This is a genomic window from Hymenobacter properus, assembly GCF_015694735.1.
In the GTDB taxonomy this organism is placed as follows: Bacteria; Bacteroidota; Bacteroidia; order Cytophagales; family Hymenobacteraceae; genus Hymenobacter; species Hymenobacter properus.
The window spans coordinates 368,094-384,570 of sequence record NZ_JADQDP010000004.1 but is presented as its reverse complement, the minus strand read 5'-3'; the positions used below and the strand labels follow the sequence as shown (position 1 = coordinate 384,570).

Annotated in this window: 16 protein-coding genes; 7 read left to right on the top strand and 9 right to left on the bottom strand. The window is 63.8% G+C overall.

The window, feature by feature from the left end:
* Positions 1-70: 70 nt before the first annotated feature.
* Both I2I01_RS18200 and I2I01_RS23590 read left to right on the top strand, forming a co-directional pair.
* Positions 71-790, top strand: coding sequence for a hypothetical protein (locus I2I01_RS18200; protein ID WP_196287929.1), 720 nt, complete (start codon positions 71-73; stop codon positions 788-790).
* Positions 791-796: 6 nt separating this feature from the next.
* Positions 797-1,627 (top strand): rhomboid family intramembrane serine protease, encoded by an 831-nt coding sequence (locus I2I01_RS23590; RefSeq protein ID WP_196287928.1) that lies wholly within the window; start codon positions 797-799, stop codon positions 1,625-1,627.
* Between the two features lie 24 nt (positions 1,628-1,651).
* On the opposite strand, the gene I2I01_RS18190 is transcribed toward I2I01_RS23590, so the two are convergent.
* Together I2I01_RS18190 and I2I01_RS18185 are read right to left on the bottom strand one after the other, a co-directional pair.
* Positions 1,652-2,236 carry a DUF4269 domain-containing protein gene (locus tag I2I01_RS18190; RefSeq protein WP_196287927.1) on the bottom strand — a complete coding sequence of 195 codons (585 nt, stop codon included), beginning with the start codon at positions 2,234-2,236 and terminating at the stop codon, positions 1,652-1,654.
* Between the two features lie 19 nt (positions 2,237-2,255).
* Complete coding sequence (locus I2I01_RS18185; RefSeq protein WP_196287926.1) at positions 2,256-2,951, bottom strand: HAD family hydrolase; 696 nt, start codon at positions 2,949-2,951, stop codon at positions 2,256-2,258.
* Between the two features lie 170 nt (positions 2,952-3,121).
* On the opposite strand from I2I01_RS18185, the gene I2I01_RS18180 reads away from it, so the two are divergent.
* The 5 genes from I2I01_RS18180 to I2I01_RS18160 all read left to right on the top strand — a co-directional run bounded on the left by I2I01_RS18180 (position 3,122) and on the right by I2I01_RS18160 (position 9,084).
* A complete protein-coding gene (locus tag I2I01_RS18180) occupies positions 3,122-3,763 on the top strand; it encodes a chloramphenicol acetyltransferase (protein ID WP_196287925.1) in 642 nt (213 codons plus the stop codon).
* Between the two features lie 106 nt (positions 3,764-3,869).
* Positions 3,870-4,733, top strand: coding sequence for a M28 family peptidase (locus tag I2I01_RS18175; RefSeq protein ID WP_196287924.1), 864 nt, complete (start codon positions 3,870-3,872; stop codon positions 4,731-4,733).
* A gap of 172 nt (positions 4,734-4,905) precedes the next feature.
* Complete coding sequence (locus tag I2I01_RS18170) at positions 4,906-5,811, top strand: LysR substrate-binding domain-containing protein (RefSeq protein WP_196287923.1); 906 nt, start codon at positions 4,906-4,908, stop codon at positions 5,809-5,811.
* Between the two features lie 63 nt (positions 5,812-5,874).
* Positions 5,875-7,077, top strand: a complete 1,203-nt coding sequence (locus I2I01_RS18165) for a threonine synthase (RefSeq protein WP_196287922.1) — start codon at positions 5,875-5,877, stop codon at positions 7,075-7,077.
* Between the two features lie 177 nt (positions 7,078-7,254).
* Positions 7,255-9,084 (top strand): polysaccharide deacetylase family protein, encoded by a 1,830-nt coding sequence (locus I2I01_RS18160; protein ID WP_196287921.1) that lies wholly within the window; start codon positions 7,255-7,257, stop codon positions 9,082-9,084.
* Positions 9,085-9,243: 159 nt separating this feature from the next.
* Here the strand turns inward: I2I01_RS18160 and I2I01_RS18155 are convergent, their stop codons facing one another.
* The 7 genes from I2I01_RS18155 to I2I01_RS18125 form a co-directional block, all read right to left on the bottom strand.
* Positions 9,244-10,455: a tetratricopeptide repeat protein gene (locus I2I01_RS18155; protein WP_196287920.1), complete on the bottom strand. Its 1,212-nt coding sequence runs from the start codon at positions 10,453-10,455 to the stop codon at positions 9,244-9,246.
* Positions 10,456-10,481: 26 nt separating this feature from the next.
* Entirely contained in the window at positions 10,482-11,528 is a 1,047-nt protein-coding gene (locus I2I01_RS18150) for a tetratricopeptide repeat protein (protein WP_196287919.1), read from the bottom strand.
* 172 nt (positions 11,529-11,700) lie between these two features.
* The gene (locus tag I2I01_RS18145; RefSeq protein ID WP_262895461.1) at positions 11,701-12,780 is read right to left on the bottom strand and encodes a tetratricopeptide repeat protein; all 1,080 of its coding nucleotides are present in this window, start codon (positions 12,778-12,780) and stop codon (positions 11,701-11,703) included.
* The gene (locus I2I01_RS18140; protein ID WP_196287917.1) at positions 12,780-14,153 is read right to left on the bottom strand and encodes an ATP-binding protein; all 1,374 of its coding nucleotides are present in this window, start codon (positions 14,151-14,153) and stop codon (positions 12,780-12,782) included. Before I2I01_RS18140 ends, I2I01_RS18145 begins: the two co-directional genes overlap by 1 nt.
* A 69-nt stretch (positions 14,154-14,222) precedes the next feature.
* On the bottom strand, positions 14,223-14,495 hold the full coding sequence (locus I2I01_RS18135) for a DUF167 domain-containing protein (RefSeq protein WP_196287916.1): 273 nt from the start codon (positions 14,493-14,495) through the stop codon (positions 14,223-14,225).
* 148 nt (positions 14,496-14,643) lie between these two features.
* On the bottom strand, positions 14,644-15,393 hold the full coding sequence (locus I2I01_RS18130) for an endonuclease III domain-containing protein (RefSeq protein WP_196287915.1): 750 nt from the start codon (positions 15,391-15,393) through the stop codon (positions 14,644-14,646).
* A 74-nt stretch (positions 15,394-15,467) separates the two neighbouring features.
* Positions 15,468-16,430, bottom strand: a complete 963-nt coding sequence (locus I2I01_RS18125) for a hypothetical protein (RefSeq protein WP_196287914.1) — start codon at positions 16,428-16,430, stop codon at positions 15,468-15,470.
* Positions 16,431-16,477: the final 47 nt, after the last annotated feature.

The window sequence follows — 16,477 nt, the reverse complement described above, 5'->3', positions numbered from 1 at the left end:
CGGGCGGAAGGTAGCGAGCAGCTTGGTTTCTATTGCAACGCGGAAACAGAACGGTAATTTCAGGCCTTTAATGGAAAAATTACTGCTTAAGCTGCGCCTGATATTCTGGCCATTTGTGCGCTTGGTGCTGCTGGTGGCGGGCTGCTACGCACTGCTGTGGGCGGCGCTGGTGTGGGCGTTGGGGGCCACGCTGGGCGTGCAGTTGGAAATAAGTGGCGAACGGCAATTTCTGCTGCTGGCCGTGCTGGGCGGCGTAGCTACCCTGGTGGGCCTGCGGCCACGGCTTCACCTGCTGAAAAGTGGGCCCCGGGGCGGCTGGCGGTCATTGTTCTATTACATCGGCACCATTACTATTGGTATCGCAGCCGGGGCTGCCGCTTCGGCGCTGCAGGAAGGCCTGTTGCAGCAGGTGGTGCTGCGCGACGCATCCGAGGTGCCGCGCTATCCCGCCAACACGGCCTACGTGCTGCGCCACGCCTACCTGGCCCGCCCCCAAACCACGTTCGCAGACGAATACAGCACCATCAAAGGCGGCTCGCGGCTCACCATCTACGCTGCCACGCCTGTGTTCCGAAGCGCCGCCGATACGGCCCGCGGCCCCGTGCTGGCCTGGGTAAGCAGCACTTTCAGCACCACCAGCAACTCCCGCGACGATACCGACGCAAAATTCGCCCACTTTAAGGAAGAAATTGGCGCCCTCACCCGCATATCAGGGCCCGAAAACTTCACCTATCTGGTGGCGGCCGCGCCCTCGACCGGCCTGCTGACAGCCGTGCATCGCAGCCAGTGAGCAGTCGTGCCGCCTGCACGGCCCGTTCTGCTCGAAGCGCGCTACCAGCCCTATGAGCAGCGGCTCGATAAATCTCTGGAAGTCTTGCGTCTGGACTTGTTGTGGGGCGGCGGGTTGTTTCTGGGGTTTCTGCTGCTGCCGAAGCTGAACGAGCGGCGCGTGCAGCACTACCACGAAACCGGCCAATCTGCGCCCGACGACGAATACGTAAACAAAGGGCTGGCCTGGCTGCGGCCCCGGTCGGGCTTTTTCGTCACGCCCCTGTTGCTGGGCCTGCACGGCGCCTGTTTTCTGGTGCTGACGGTGGGTGGCCTGGGCCCGTTTGAGGTCGAACCTGCCGACCTGCTGCGGTGGGGCGCCTCCACCGGTCCGGCGTTGCGCGCCGGGCAGTGGTGGCGCCTGCTGGTCAGCCCGCTGCTGACTGCGGGCGTGTTGCCTTGGCTTAATGCGGCTTGGGCCTTGGTCTTCGCCGGGCGCACGCTGGAGCCCTTGGTGGGCCGACGTTGTTTGCTGGCTACCTACAGCACGGCAGCGCTGGCCGGTGGCCTGGCCAGTGCCTTGTTCCAGCCTGGCAGCCCAGCCGTAGGGGCCGACGGCACCGTGATGGGGCTGTTCGGCCTGGGGTTGGCGCTCGCCATACCGGCGCGGGCCGGCGGCGCGGCGGTTCGGCTGGAAGTGTTTGCTACGCTGGCTGCCACTTTTGGGGTGGTTAGCGTGCTGGTCGGCGTGGCCAGCGAGCACCTGAATCTGGCCGTGCCGTTGGGTGGGCTTGGCGCCGGCTTGCTGCTGGGCTGGTTGATACGGAGCCGAAGTCAGCGCCCGATTTCAAGTCGGTAGGTAGTATTTTATATTTTTCGCGGCTTACCGTGCCGGCAGTGGGCAGCGCGATACGTAAGCAGCTATTTCGGCAGATGTTAGCTGCTCCAGTTCTAACAGCGCCGCATAAGCGTCGCCTGGCAGCCGAAGCAGCTTGGCAAACGCCGGCTCCGTTTTCATCCCTTGTTTCTTCAAACGCCGCACGGCTCGGCGCCACCGCTCGCCGCCGGCCGCCAGCACAGCCGCTTCCACCAGCAGGTGACGAAAGCCGTTCTGTCGCGCGGTGGGCACAGGCTGCCCAAATAGCTCGATTTCCCGATTCCAGTAGCGGAAATTGCAGATGATAGAAGACTGTCCGTTGACAATGGGCTGCGTCAGACAGAAGCCGTTGCGGCGGCCGTAATGCTTCTGCAGTAGCTCAATGAAGCGTTGCGTTTCGGTTACTTGAACTTCGCACAGCACGTCCAAGTCGCTCCCGATAATGTCGATGTTCAGTGGGATGGTGCCGGCCAGCACCGGCTTGAAATCGGCCAGTACCTTCCACAAATCCAACGCCGCTAAGATGGAATAGGCCCGTTGCTGTCGGTGGTTGCCGTGTTGGAGGTAGCGTAGGTTAGTGAAGTCATACATGGGGCAAACCAAATAGTAACTACCCCACCAGCTCCAGCACCTCCCGCAGCCGCTCCACCGCCCGAAACTCCACGCCCGCTAGCAGCTCGGCCGGCACGTGCTCATGTATCCAGTTGGCGTGGTAGGGCACGTGGATGGCCGGGAAGCCCAGCTTGGCCACCGGCAGAATGTCTGATTTCAGGGAGTTGCCAATCATCACGAAGTTCTCCGGCGTGGCGCCGAGGCGGGCAAACAGGCGGCGGTAGGTAGGCTCGTCTTTCTCGCTCACGATTTCGACGTAGGCGAAGAAATCGCCCAGGCCGGAGCGGGCAATTTTGCTTTCCTGGTCGAACAAGTCGCCCTTGGTGAGCAGAATGAGTTGATGGCCGCGCTCCTTCAGCTCCGTCAGTACTTCCACCACGTCGGGCAGCGGCTCGATGGCAAAGCGCAGCAGGTCCTTGCCCAGGTCCAGAATCTGCTGGATTTCATGGCCTCTCACTTCGCCGTTCGAAAGCTGAATGGCCGTTTCTATCATTGAGAGCATGAACGACTTGGCCCCGTAGCCGAACAGCTGCATGTTGGCTCGCTGCACGTCGTAGAGCCGGGCGTTGCCGGTGGGCGCGTCGGCATAGCGAGCCAGGATGGGCAGCAGCTGGGCCTCTACGTGGTCGTAGTGCGGCTGGCAGGGCCAGAGCGTGTCGTCGGCGTCGAAGGCGATGAATGTTTGGATAGGCATGGGGCGGGTGAGGCAATAAGTAGAACGTCATGCCGAGCGCAGCCGAGGCATCTCGCATGCCGAAGTAATTAACACCGCGTGAACGAAGCGAGCGAGATGCCTCGGCTGCGCTTGGCATGACCGGATGAAACCGTTCAACAACCCTACAAAGCTACCGACCTTTGCCTGCCATGAAGCACCTCATCGACCTCGAAACCTGGCCGCGCCGCGAGCATTTCGCCTTCTTCTCCGCCTTTGAAGAGCCCTTCTTCGGGCTCACGGCCAACGTGGACTGCACCGCCGCCCAATCAGAAGCCAAGCGGCTGGGCGTGTCGTTTTTCCTGTACTACCTCTACCACGCCCTTGAGGCCGCCAACGAAGTTGAGGCCTTCCGCTACCGCATCGAAAACGGCCAGGTGTACCTGTACGACCGCATTCACGCCTCCGCCACCCTCGGCCGGCCCGACCACACGTTTGCCTTCTCCTTCATTGAGCAAAACGATTCGCTGCCGGGCTTCGTGGCTGCTGCGGAGGCCGAAATTGCGGCTGTGCAAGCCAGCACCGGCCTGCGCCTGAACGACACCACTGGCCGCCCGGACGTAGTGCATTGCTCGGCCCTGCCGTGGGTGCGCTTCACCAGCCTCTCGCACGCTCGCAGCTACTCGCACCCCGACAGCTGCCCTAAAATCTCCTTCGGCCAGGTTTTTCAGGAGGGCGAGACGCGGCAAATGCCCGTGTCGGTGCACCTGCACCACGGCCTGGGCGACGGCTACCATGCGGGGTTGTTTCTGGCCGCGTTTCAGCGGCGGCTGGCTGGGCCGGCCAGAAGCTGAGCAGCGCGCAAGCTTAGGGCGCAAAAGGGCGATTTTTTATAAGCTCAGCCAAGCCACCGCAGCCCCTCAGGGCCGTATAGCCCACCGTCTACTTTCGCCTTTCGTCATGCCAGCCGACCAAACCCGCCTGCGGGCCGATGTGCAGTTCTTGACCGCCCTGCAGCCCGCCCGCAACTGCCACAACCTACAGTCTCTCAATAAAGCCGCCGATTACATTAAGGCAGGTTTTGAGCAGCTAAATGGCACCGTGGCCGAGCAGGAATTCACGGCCGACGGGCGGCGCTACCGCAACATCATCGCCTCCTTCGGCCCGCCCGAAGCGGCGCGCATCGTCATCGGGGCGCACTACGACGTGTGCGGCGACCAGCCCGGCGCCGACGACAACGCCAGCGCCGTGGCCGGCCTGCTCGAAACGGCCCGCCTGCTGCACCAAAGTCAGCCCCCGCTGCGTCACCGCCTCGATTTCGTGGCCTACCCCAACGAAGAGCCGCCCTATTTCGCCACCGACTACATGGGCAGCGCCGTGCATGCCAAAAGCCTGCACGCGGCCCAGGTGCCCGTGCGCGCCATGCTCTGCTACGAAATGATTGGCTATTTCAGCGACGCGCCCCACTCGCAAAGCTTCCCCAATGAAGCCCTGGCCCAGCGCTACCCCAACACCGGCAACTTCATCGTGGTGGTGGGCAAAACCGGCCAGGAGGCTTTCACCCGGCAGGTGCAGGCCCTCATGCAGCCCCACGCCGGCACCCTCGACGTGCAGCACATCAACCTGCCCGAAAGCATGGGCCTGGCCGGCCTTTCCGACCACCGCAACTACTGGCGCCACGGCTACGACGCCGTGATGATAAATGACACCTCCTTCCTGCGCAACCCGCATTACCACCAAAAAACCGACACCATCGACACACTGGATTTCGCCCGCATGGCCCAGGTAGTGGATGGTGTGTACGGCGCAATTCTAGGACTGTAAGGTGGGAATGAGGGTTGAACTGGGTTGGGGACAATTAATTACGTTTTTATTTTCCGTCATCCTGAGCGCAGCGAAGGACCTTATTACGCTTGAGTTATTTGCGCGGACGTAATAAGGTCCTTCGCAGCGCTCAGGATGACGGACTTTTTCACCCCAAAACTTAATTACTGCCTTGCTTTCGCACCCGCACGAAGTCTTTCTGGAAGTAGCCCAGCGGTTAAGCTTCACCAAGGCTAGCCAAGCACTGTTCACCAGCCAGTCGGCCGTGAGCAAGCAGGTAAAAGCCCTGGAGGAGCACTACAAAACCGGCTTGTTTGAGCGCCTAGGCAGCAGCATTCAGCTCACGCCCGCCGGCCGCAAGCTCTACGAAAAGCTCTTGCAAGCCAAGCAGCTGCAGCAGGAGCTGCACCAGGAGATGAGCGCGCTCAGCCCCGATTTTGCCCCTAGCCAGCACCTGCTCATCGGGGCCAGCACTACCATCTCGCTCTATGTGCTGCCGCCTGTGGTGTCGGCCTACCTGCAAAAACACCCCAACCACCAGCTCAGCCTCAAAAACCGCAACTCCGACAACATCCTGCGCGCCTTGCTCGACCACGAAATCGAGCTAGGCATCATCGAAGGCATTCACAAAGTGAGCCACGTGACCTACACGCCCCTGCTCACCGACGACGTGGTGGCCGTGTGCGCTGCCGCCAATCCCTTGGCCAGCCGCACGCTCGACGTGCCCGACCTGCTCACCACGCCACTGGCCCTGCGCGAAGCCGGCTCGGGCACGCTGGCCGTGCTGGAGGAGGCCCTGGCCCGGCACCGCATCAAGCTGGCCGCGCTGCCGGTACGCGTGCGCCTGGGCGGCACCGAGGCCCTCAAAAACTTCGTGCGCGTCGATACCTGCCTGGCCTTCCTGCCCCGGCAGGCGGTGCTCAAAGAGTTGGCTTCGGGCGAATTTTCGGAAGTGAAAATTCGAAATTTCCCGCTCAAGCGCGAGTTCAATTTCATTCAGCGCAAGGGCACCGAGAACAACGTGCCCTACAAAGATTTCCTGCAGTTCACGCGGCGCTACTATTCCGGGAAGGCATAGGCTATTCCAAATGCCCATCCCTGCAAGGCATACCCCGGGCGGAGCCATTCCGTACTTCGCCTCATGAAAATAGTCGCCTCCGATTCCCTTTCCCGCCTCGCCACGCTGCACTGCTCGGCCTGCGGCTCCGAATATTCGGCCTTCTACTTGCAGCGCGTTTCGGCCTGCTGCCAGGTGCCCCTGGTGGCCGACTACGACCTGCACGAACCGCTGAGCCGCGCCGTCATCGACCGAGCCGATGCCTCCATGTGGCGCTACGGTGCCCTGCTGCCCCTGCTGCACGAAGAAAACAAAGTCACCCTCGGCGAAGGCTTCACGCCGCTGCTGCGCCTGCCGCGCCTGGCCGCGCACCAAGGCCTCGCCAATTTGCTGCTTAAAGACGAGGGCCAAAACCCCACCGGTTCCTTCAAGGCCCGCGGCCTGAGCATGGCCGTGTCGAAGGCCAAAGAACTGGGCGTGGCAGGCTGCATCATCCCCACGGCCGGCAACGCAGGCGTGGCCATGGCCGCCTACTGCGCCCGTGCCGGGTTAAAAGCAGTGGTGGTGATGCCCCGCCACACGCCCGCCGCCTTTAAAGAAGAGTGCTATTGGTACGGGGCTGAGGTAGAGCTGGTCGACGGCCTCATCAGCGACTGTGGCGCCCGCGTGCGCCAGCGCAACGCCGACGGCGCCCTGCTGGATATTTCAACCCTGAAGGAGCCCTATCGCCTCGAAGGCAAGAAAACCATGGGCTACGAAATTGCCGAACAGCTCAACTGGACGTTGCCCGACGTGCTGCTCTACCCCGCCGGCGGCGGCACCGGCCTCATCGGCATCTGGAAGGCGTTTCAGGAAATGAAGCAGCTTGGCTGGCTGGCGCCCGAAGTACGCCTGCCCCGCATGGTGGCCGTGCAGGCCGAAAACTGCTGCCCACTGCTCGAAACTTACGAGGGCCGCCAGCCCAACTGCCACGCCTACCAGGGCCGCGCCACGCTGGCCAATGGCCTGGCCGTGCCCCACCCGCTGGGCGAAAGCCTGATGCTGCGCGTGCTCCACGAATCGGGCGGCACCGTAGTGAGCGTGAGCGAGGAGGATATGCTGGCCGGCATGCGCGCCCTGGGCCAGCACGAGGGCTTGTTTGTGGCCCCCGAAGGCGGGGCCGTGTGGGCCGCCACCCGCCAGCTGCTGGCCAATGGCGAAATCCAGCCCCACGAAAACATCCTGCTGCTCAACACCGGCAGCGGCCAGAAGTACCTGGAAAACGTGGCCGGCCGGGCTTGGGGATAAGTTGAAAGGGTGGGAGGGAAGCTATGGGAGCCTCTGTCATCCTGAGCGCAGCGAAGGACCTTCTCACGCCAGAACCATTCGTTCCAGCGTTGATAAGGTCCTCCGCCACGCTCAGGATGAGAGAAGCCCTTAATGCCCTGCTACCCCCAGCCCCGCGCCCAGCAATACCTTTGCTGCATGCGCATCCTTCACGTTCTATCGGCTGAGTTTTTTGCGGGTTCGGTGGCCTACGCCGTGCAGCTGGCCGAAGCGCACCGCGCCCAGGGCCATCAGGTGTGGATAGTGGCCGATGCCGACGCGCTGCCCACCGGGGCTACGCTGGTGTGGGCTGGCATCAGCAACCGCCGCTACGGCCAGCGGCTGCGCAATGCGCGCATCATCCGGCAGGTTGTTCGCAGAGAAAATATCGACGTGGTGCACTGCCATTCGCGCGCTGCCAGTTGGGTAAGCTATTTCGCTTTGCGCGGATTGAGTGTGCCGCTGGTGAGCACCGTGCACGGCCGCCAGCACCTGCACACGTCCACGTCGCTGTTCGATATCTACGGCGACAAAGTCATTGCCATTTGCGAAAACCTGCGCGAACACCTCGCGGTGGAGGTGAAGATGGCGCCCGCCAAAATCGTGGCCATTCCCAATGGCGTCGCCTTCGGCCCGCCGCAGCCAGTTGATGAGGCTGCCCTGCGTGTTTCCTTCATCGGGCGCTTCAACGGGGGCAAGGGCGAGCGGGCCGCCGCCTTGCTACAGCAGGTATTTCCGGCGCTGCTGCGCGAGTTTCCGACGCTGCGGGTGGCCCTCATCGGCGGCGAGCTGGAACACTTGCCGGCGGCGGGCAAAGCGGCGTTGGCGCAGCTGCAAGCCGAATTTGGCGCGCGGGTCGAGGTCGTGGGTTTCACCGACGACGTGGCGGGCTGGATGGCCCGCACCACCCTCGTAATCGGGGCCGGGCGCGTGGCCATTGAGGCGCTGGGCGCGGGCCGGCCGGTACTGGCGCTGGGCGAGGCCAACTACGCCGGGCTGGTGACGGAAGCGACATTTGCCACGGCGGCGGCATCCAATTTCGGCGATATTTCGGCGCGGCAGGCAAGCACGGCAGTAGATTTTGCTGCCTTACTAGCCGATGCGCGGGCTGTTCTGCAAACACCTTTGCGCGTCTCAGAACCGGTGCAACAACAGGTGCGGGCCCACTATGACCTGGCCCGCGTGGCCGCCCGCGTGCTAGAAGTGTATCAAGGCGCCCGTATGCAAAAGGCCGGCATCGGTTACATTCCGGTGCTGATGTACCACAAAATCCCCGACGCGCCGCTGGCCACCAAGCACCAGATTTACGTCACGAAGGAGAATTTTGAAAAGCACCTGGCTTACTTCAAACAGCGCAAGCTGACGTCCCTCACCTTCGCCGACTACCTGCAGTTTGCCCGGGGCGAGCGGCCTCTGCGTGATTTTCCGGCCCGCCCCATCATCCTGACTTTCGACGACGGCTACACCGACAACTACACCAACCTGCTGCCCCTCATGCAGCAGTACGGCTACCGCGGCGTGCTCTACCTGCTCGGCGATTTCGACGTGCGCTACAACCAATGGGACGTGGCCGCCGACCCCACCGAACCGCGCTCCGACATTATGAGCCTGGAGCAGAAGCGCGCTTTCGTAGAAGCTGGCTGGGAAATTGGCGCCCACACCATGAGTCACCCGCGCCTGAGCGCTCTGCCGCCGCCCAAAGCCGCTGCCGAAATCAGCCAAAGCAAGGCCGCCCTGGAAGCTGTGCTGCAAACCGAAATTGTCAGCTTCGCCTACCCCTTCGGCGACCTAAACGAGGACGTGAAAGCGGCCGTGCGGGCCGCCGGTTTTGCCCTGGGCGTGGCCACCGATACCGGCGGCCTCACGATTGAAGACGACCGCATGCAGGTGTTTCGGGTGAACATGTTCCCCAACGAATCAACCAGCAGCCTGTTCAAGAAAACCTCGCCCTGGTATCGGAAATACTACCGCTGGAAGCGGAAAAAGTAGAGTTAAGCAGCAAGCTGACCAGTGAAGCAAAACGTCATGCCGAGCGCAGCCGAGGCATCTCGCATGCAGTAGTGAATCCACTCGTCAGGATTATTTCGGCACGCAAGAAGCCATGCCTGCCCTCGATGTGACCGCCTTCTGCACTGCCGAAATATTTATTTACCGCAGGGCGAAAACCCAGTTGTAGACCACGGCGCCAATGATAAAGGCGCTGAAAACCAGGGTTCCGCTCGTGAGGCCCAGCGCGGTCAGGGCCACGCTGAGCAGGCCGAGGGCGGCCAGACCGAAGCCGGCCCAGCGCGAGCGTTGCCAGGCGGGAGAGCCCGGACGCAGTCGCCAGGTGCCCACCAGCGGAAACGTGAGCCCCAGCGCCACCAGGCTCAGGGTGCCAAAGCCCGGCAGCTCGGGCCACGCCAGCCGGCCCAGCAGGCCCAGCAGTGCCACTCCAAGCAGCGCCAGAAATTGGTTGGATTGCTGCGTTTGTCGCTCGTTGAGGGCAATGCGACCGTAGGCATTGAACCGCAGCAAGCTCTCAAAAATCACATCCGAAAACCAGCTGAGAAACACAAAGACGAGGTATACCGGCAGCAGCACCGGCACGAAGCGCACCACTACCCACGCCCCCAGGAACATGCCCCGACGCACGCCCTCGCCCAGCGTGCCCGACCAGTACACGAAGCGCATAAACACGCGGTACACCCAATAGTGGGCCTTCAGGGCTTCCACTAGGCCCTCGCGGGCAAAATCGGAAGTCGGGTCGAGGCGCAGGGCCTCGCGGAAGTGCCCGAGGGCTTCGGCGTGGCGGTTGGTTTCGAGGGCTACCCAGCCGGCCTGGGCCTGGGTGTGGCTGCTGCTGGCATCGTAGCTCAGGGCCGAGCGGGCCGCCAAGTCGGCCTCGTCGGACCGACCCTGGCGGGCCAGGGCGCGGGCCTGCAGGCCGTGCAGGCCCGCGTGCTCGGCATCGAGGCTGAGGCCGTTTTGGGCGGCTTGCAAGGCGGCCTGCCACTGCCCGCCTTGCAGGCGCAGCTGGCCCAGCAGGTGGTAGTAGTCGGCGTCGTTGGGGTCGAGGGCCAGGGCTTCGTTGATGGCGGCCAGGGCTTCCTTGGGCCGATGCTGCCGGTGCTCAATCAGGGCCAGCGCGTAGAACGCGAAGTCGTATTCGGGCGCGAGGTGTATGGCTAGCTCGGCTTCGGCCTTGGCCTCGGCCAGCTGCTCCTGCTCCAGCAGGCACACGGCCAGCAGGGCGTGTGCCATGAAATCGTGCGGGTCGTGCGTGAGCTGGCGGCGCAGCTCCTGGGCGGCCAGGGCGTGGCGCTGCTGGCTCAGCAGCAGCTGCACGCGGGGGAGGTAGTCGGAAGCGGAAGGAGTCACGGGGGGAAGTAGTGCGGGCGCTGAATTCACAATGTGGAATTCGCCTTTTTGCCCAGCAAGTGAATAACAAGTTGAAAGAAGCCGCCCGCCGCCAGCAGTACCAGCATTTGCGGGATGGTCAGCGGCTTGCTGGCATCGAAGAACTTGAAATAATCGCCAACAAATATTAGAACGGGCACCACGATAATAAGCGAAACCCACAGGAACTGCCAGCGGCGCCAGCGCTGGGCGGGCGTCAGGGCAAACAACGGGTCGTGCCGGGTGTGCCACCACGCCCGGGCCACGGCGCCCGTGGCCCACACCCGGCGCAGGAGTGAGCCCAGGCCGGGGTCGAGGCCCAGGGCGCGGCGTTCGGCGTGCTGGCGCTCGCTGCGCAAAAACCATTCGGGCCACCGCTGCCGGCGGCGGGCCAGGCGGAGCAGGGGCACCAGCTCGGCCTCTCGGTTGGGGTTTTGGCGCAGGGCCTTGGTGAGGTGGCGGTCGGCCCCGGCGGGCTGGTAGCGGCGCAGCAGTACCCGGCCTAAGTGGGCGTGCACCAGCTCGCTTTCGGGTGCCACGCGCAGCAGGCGCTGGAAGTCTTCATTGGCGGCCGTGGGCTGGTCGAGGCTTTCCTGGGCCATGGCGCGCCATAGCAGGCAGTCGGCGTGCGCGGGGGCCAGTTTCAGGCCTTCTTCGGCACTGCCAATGGCCGCGCGGTAGTTGTGCAGCAAATAGAAAAGCTGGGCCCGGAAACCGTGGTAGCGGGCCACACGCGGGTTGAGTTGCAGGGCCTGCCGCACCGTGGCCTCGGCCTGACGCAGCTGGCCCTGGCTGCCGAGCACCTGCGCCAGCGCAAAGTGCGCCTGGTGGGCATTGGCCTCGGCTTGAATGGCGGCCAAAGCCGCGCCGTGGGCTTCTTCCAGGCGCTGTTGTTGGCGCAGGGCCTCGGTAAGGGCCAGCAGGGTTTGCCAGTCGGCGGGGTCGGCGGCCAGGCGCTGCTTCGCCGCGGCTTCGGCCAGCGCTGGCCTGCGCAGTTCCAGCAATTGCCAGATGCGGGCCAGCGAAGGAAGGCTTGGCGAAATGGGAGGTTGCACTGCGGAGCGGCGGGAAAAGAAAAGCTAAAAGGTACGAGGCTGATGCCGGGGCCCCTCGGTTATGTTGAATGACCGCACCCAAAGGCTATACCACGAAGTAATAATTACTTGTATGATATTAGCAGACAAGAACTGTAATGGCTTGAAGTGGCAAGTGCAGGATTAGTTGTCGTTAGAATAGAAGCCCTGCAAAACGCGCGCTTGCGCTGACTGCTAACACTCCCAGGCCGGCAAGAAAACAGTTGCTGGCCAGGATTTCCTTGCTGGACAAATAGGGCCGCGCCTGCGGGTTGCAGCGCAACAGCGTGAGGGTGATGCTCTGTAGCAGCGCCCCCGCCAGTGTCAGAATGATAATTACACCCAGCGGCGTAAGCAGTAGGAGCCGAAAGCCAATGCTGAGGTAGCCAATGTTGCTGAAGAAGCCGTGCGCAAAGGCCCACCCCCAGACGAAAAATAGCAAGGGAATTTGCAGGACATAGGCGATGATTTTACGGGTGTCAGCCTCAAGGGCGAAAAAGCCTGTGCGCCGCACCAGTCGGGTTACCCAACGCCCTCCTTGCCAGAGAAGACGGTAGTACCAGAAGGAGTTCTTCAGTGCCTCCACCAGGCCGGCCCGGATTTGCGCATTGTCGGGCTGTTGTTGCAGGGCCGTGTGCAAGTGTAGCTGCGCCGCGCGAAAATTGCCGGCATCAAGATAGTTAAATCCCTGATTTGCGTGAGCGAAGGCATCCAGCGGGTCATCGACCAACACGGGGGCAAACAGGGGCGCGCTGACGTTTGTCTGGCCAAGGTCTGCCAAAGCCCGGGCCTGAACGGTGAGGCATTGCTTGTGCGCCGGGTCGAGGCAAAGGCCCGTGCGCGCGGCGCGTAAAGCTTGTTTCGGCCGGTGCTTGCGCAGCAAAACCATGCCTGCCAAGCCGTGAAAGTCAGCCTGCTCGGGCGCTAGCCGCAACGCTTCGCGGCTGGCGGCCTCTGCTGCAAAGAAGTCTTTGGCAGCTGAGTATGATTCGGCCAGCCACCCATGCAGCTGCGGGTTGAGTGGGGCGTGGCCAATGGCGCGCTGCAGAATAGGAATGGCTTCGGCCGGGCGATGCTGGTTGAGCAGGCACACGCCCAGCCAGCCCAACATCACGGCATGGGTGGGCTGCTGCGCCAATGCTATCCGAATCAGCTGCTCAGCTTCGGCATAGTGTTGTAAGTTCAGCAGCAGCTCTATGCGCCTCGTTTCGGGGGCCAGCGCGTCAGGCAACATCACGCCCCGCCCGGTTTCTTCACCCCCAAGTACACCAGAATGTCGTCGTAGAGCCCGCCCTCGTTTGAATACAGCGCGTAGTTACGGGCCGTGGCAAACCATTCCTTGGTACTGGGTTTCACCAGCTTGGCAGCATCCAGCAGGTGGCTTTGCTCGATGGGCAGGGGGCGGCCGCTGCGCATGGAGGCGCGCAGGCACACGTCCACGGCCCCGTCCACCAGCGCCATTAGGTCGGCGCCGCTGAGGCCGGCGGTGCGGGCAGCCACGGCGGCCGTGCTCACGCCGGGAGCCAGCGGTTTGCCGCGCAGCAAAATCTCGAGGATGGCGGCACGGGCCGGCTCGTCGGGTGGCGTCACCAGCGTGATGCGGTCGAAGCGGCCGGGGCGGCGGAAGGCGGGGTCGAGGTGCCACGGCGCATTGGTGGCGGCCATGATGAGCACGCCCTCGTTGGAGCGCGTGGCCCCGTCCAATTCCTCCAGAAACTGGTTGATGACGGTGCGCCCGGCGCTCTGGCGCAGGTCGTGGCGGTTGGCGGCCAGAGCGTCAACCTCATCAAAAAACAGCACGCACGGTGCCTGACTGCGGGCCAACTCGAACAGTTGGTGCAGGTTTTTTTCGGAGTTGCCCAGCCACATATCCAGTATTTCGGCAATGCCTACGCTGATGAAGCTGGCCTGCACCTCGCCGGCCGTGGCGCGGGCCAGGTGGGTTTTGCCGCAGCCGGGCGGGCCATAGAGCAGCAGCCCGCCGCCGCTGGCCTTGCCATAGGCTTTATAAAGGTCCGGAAATTGCAGCGGGTGAATGATTTTCAGCCGGATTTCATCCTTCACCGCCTCCATGCCGCCCACGTCGGAAAAGTTGATTTTCGGGCGTTCCAAGCCCAGGAGCTTGGCTTGGGCGCTGGGCTCGTCTTCGTCGGGCGCGGGGGCGGGACGGTAGCCCCCGCCGGCGGGCGTGGGCACGCGCTTGGCCGGCGCGGCGGCTTCCAGGGCCTGGCCCAGGTCGCGGTCGGCCAGGCCGGGGTTGATTTCCAGGGCGTGGGCGTAAGCCTCGCGGGCCTCGGCCGCCTGGCCGGCGGCCAGCAGCAGACGGGCGTGCAGCAAGTGAGCGGCGGCGTTGTCGGGGTGCTGGTCCAGCAACTCTTCTACCACCACAAAGGCTGCCGAGTGCTTGTTGCTGGCGAAGTAAGCATCGGCCAGGCTCAGGCGCAGGGCATCGTCGGTGGGGTGCTGGCGCAGGCCTTCGCGGCATAGGGTTTCGGCCTCCTGGTGGCGGCCGGCAGCGTTGAGCTGGCGGGCCAGGTGCTGGCGCAGGGGCAGGTTATCGGGCGAAAATTGCAGGGCGTCGAGCAGCGGTTGGAGGTCGGCAGACATGGCGGTGGGGGAGGGCTGGGAAATCCGAGCGGGAAGTTAGCACCCAGCGGCGGCCCGGTTGCCCTGGTTTCATTTCTGCAAAGGCAGATGCGCCAGTACCTGCCCGCCTTCCGCCTCACTCACCCCTTCAATTTCCACCTTCTTAAATGGCGCGGTGTGGCCACTCAGCAGCGTTACGCTGCTCTTGGAAACGCCAAAAGTCTCGGCCAAAAATGCCAACAGCACGGCGTTGGCCTGGCCTTCCTGCGGCGGGGCTTTCAGCCGTACGGTCAGGCTGCCATCGGCCGCGCGCAGCAGCTGGTTGTGGCGGGCATTGGGCTTGGCGCGCAGGTGGAGAATCATAGGTGGCAATTAGTTTGAATACCAAAAGAACGTCATGCCGAGCGCAGCTGAGGCATCTCGCGTGCGCAACGCAATTCTTTCGATTGAATTACTAATGCACGCGAGATGCCTCGGCTGCGCTCGGCATGACGTTCTTTTTACTAATCCACTAATCCGTCACTCCGTCCAGCCTCGCCTGCCCAAACGGGCACTGGTCCAGCACCACGCAACGGCCACAGGCGGGCCCGCTGAAGTAGCAGCACTTCTGCCCATGGAACATGAGTGCCTCGTGGTGGTCGTACACCTGCTGGGCATCCCAGCCCGGTGGCAGCAGCGCCTCCAGCAGCTTGTGTGCCGCAGCCTCGCCCACTTTCGGCCCAATGAGACCCAGGCGCTGGGCCACGCGGTGGTGGTGGCTGTCGACGGGCATGGCCGGGATGCGCAGGTTGCTAAACAGCAGGGTGGCCGCGCTGGTCTTGGGCCCCACGCCGCTGATGCTTTCCAGCCAGGCGCGCGCTTCGGGCACGGGCATGTCAGCCAGAAAATCAAGCGAGCACGGCGCGTCCGACCCGCAGCGCTGGCTGATTTCGCGCAGCACTGCCTGAATGCGGGGCGCCTTCTGCTCGGGCCAGGTGCAAGCCCGGATGGCGTGCTGCACCGCCTCGGTGGGCGCGTCGCGCACGGCCGCCCAGTCCAGAAAGGTAGCCGTCAGCTCCTGGTAGGCGCGGTGCGAGTCGGCGTTTTTGGTGCGGTGCGAGAGCAGGGCGCTTACCAGCTCGCTCAGCGGGTCTTTGGTGCTGAAAAAGCGGAAGGGCGCGCCATACTCGGCGCACAGCCGCTGGTGTACCAGCAGGGCCTTGGCCTGGCGGGCAGCAAAATCGGTGGCCGAAGCATCGGTAGCAGGAGCGGGCAGTTTCATCCTTGCCCTACGCGGCCGGGCGGGGTAGGGGTTGCCACCGCTATGCTCGTAATGCCAGAGCCGTGCCTATGCCCTCACTGCCCGGCGTTATACAGGGAAATGGCCTGGCGCTGGTTGTTGGCTTGCTTGCTTTGCAGCACAATGGGCACGATGAGCACCGGCAGGGCCGCGTACACCAGCGGCGAGACGCTGCGGCCGGCATCCGTAGGCCGTATGCTTTGGTAGAGGCCCGCTAGCAGCAAGCCGCCGCCCACCACGTAGCTCACCACGCTGGCTTGTTGGTAGCGTTGGGCGTCGTTCAGCAGCTGCTGGGCACCGGCGTTGTCGGTGGTAGCCAGCATCAGGTTGCGCGCCGTCAGGTTCTGGATGGGGCCGTTATCCTTCGAGAAATACTCGGTTTTGACGGTGCGGTAGCCCCCGTAGGGGTAGCCTCCAAAGCCGCCGTAGCCGTAGCCCCCATAGCCATAGCCCGGGTAGCCGAAGCCGCCCGGCCCCGAAGCGTACTGCGTGGTGGTGATGGAATAGAGGCTGATGCGGCCGGTTTTCTCGCGGCGCAGAGTGGTTTCGCGCGACGAGCCCGGCAGGTTGGTTCGCACGTAGTGGCCCGTTTCGTCCTCGTAGAAGCCCACTTCGGCTAGCTCAAACTTGCGCTGCCCGTCGAGCAGCAGGTAGGAACGGCCAAACAGCGGGTTTTTGGTTTCCACGTCGTTGGCGCTGTACACCATGCCGTTTTTCAGGCCTACCTGGAAGCGCTGAGGGCGGTTGTTGCTGCCCGGCAGCTGGCCGGCCGGCGTAGGCGCATACACCGGCGCGGGGGCGGGCTGCGGAGCCGGTGCGGCCGCGGCTCGGCGCGCAGTGTCGGGCGGGGCCACGGGCACGGCGTCGAGCTGGCGCGGGGCCGGCACGGGGCGAGGCTTGGGGGCGGTGGGCACGGTGGGCGGCGCGCCCAGCTGGCGCGGTCCATCGTCTTGCGCGCGGGCCGCCTGCCCGCCAAGCAGCACCACAACCAACGCCGGAATAGCAACGGGAATTCTCATAACAATGGCAGTAGAAACGGCACGGAGTCCGAACAAGGTAGCACGGG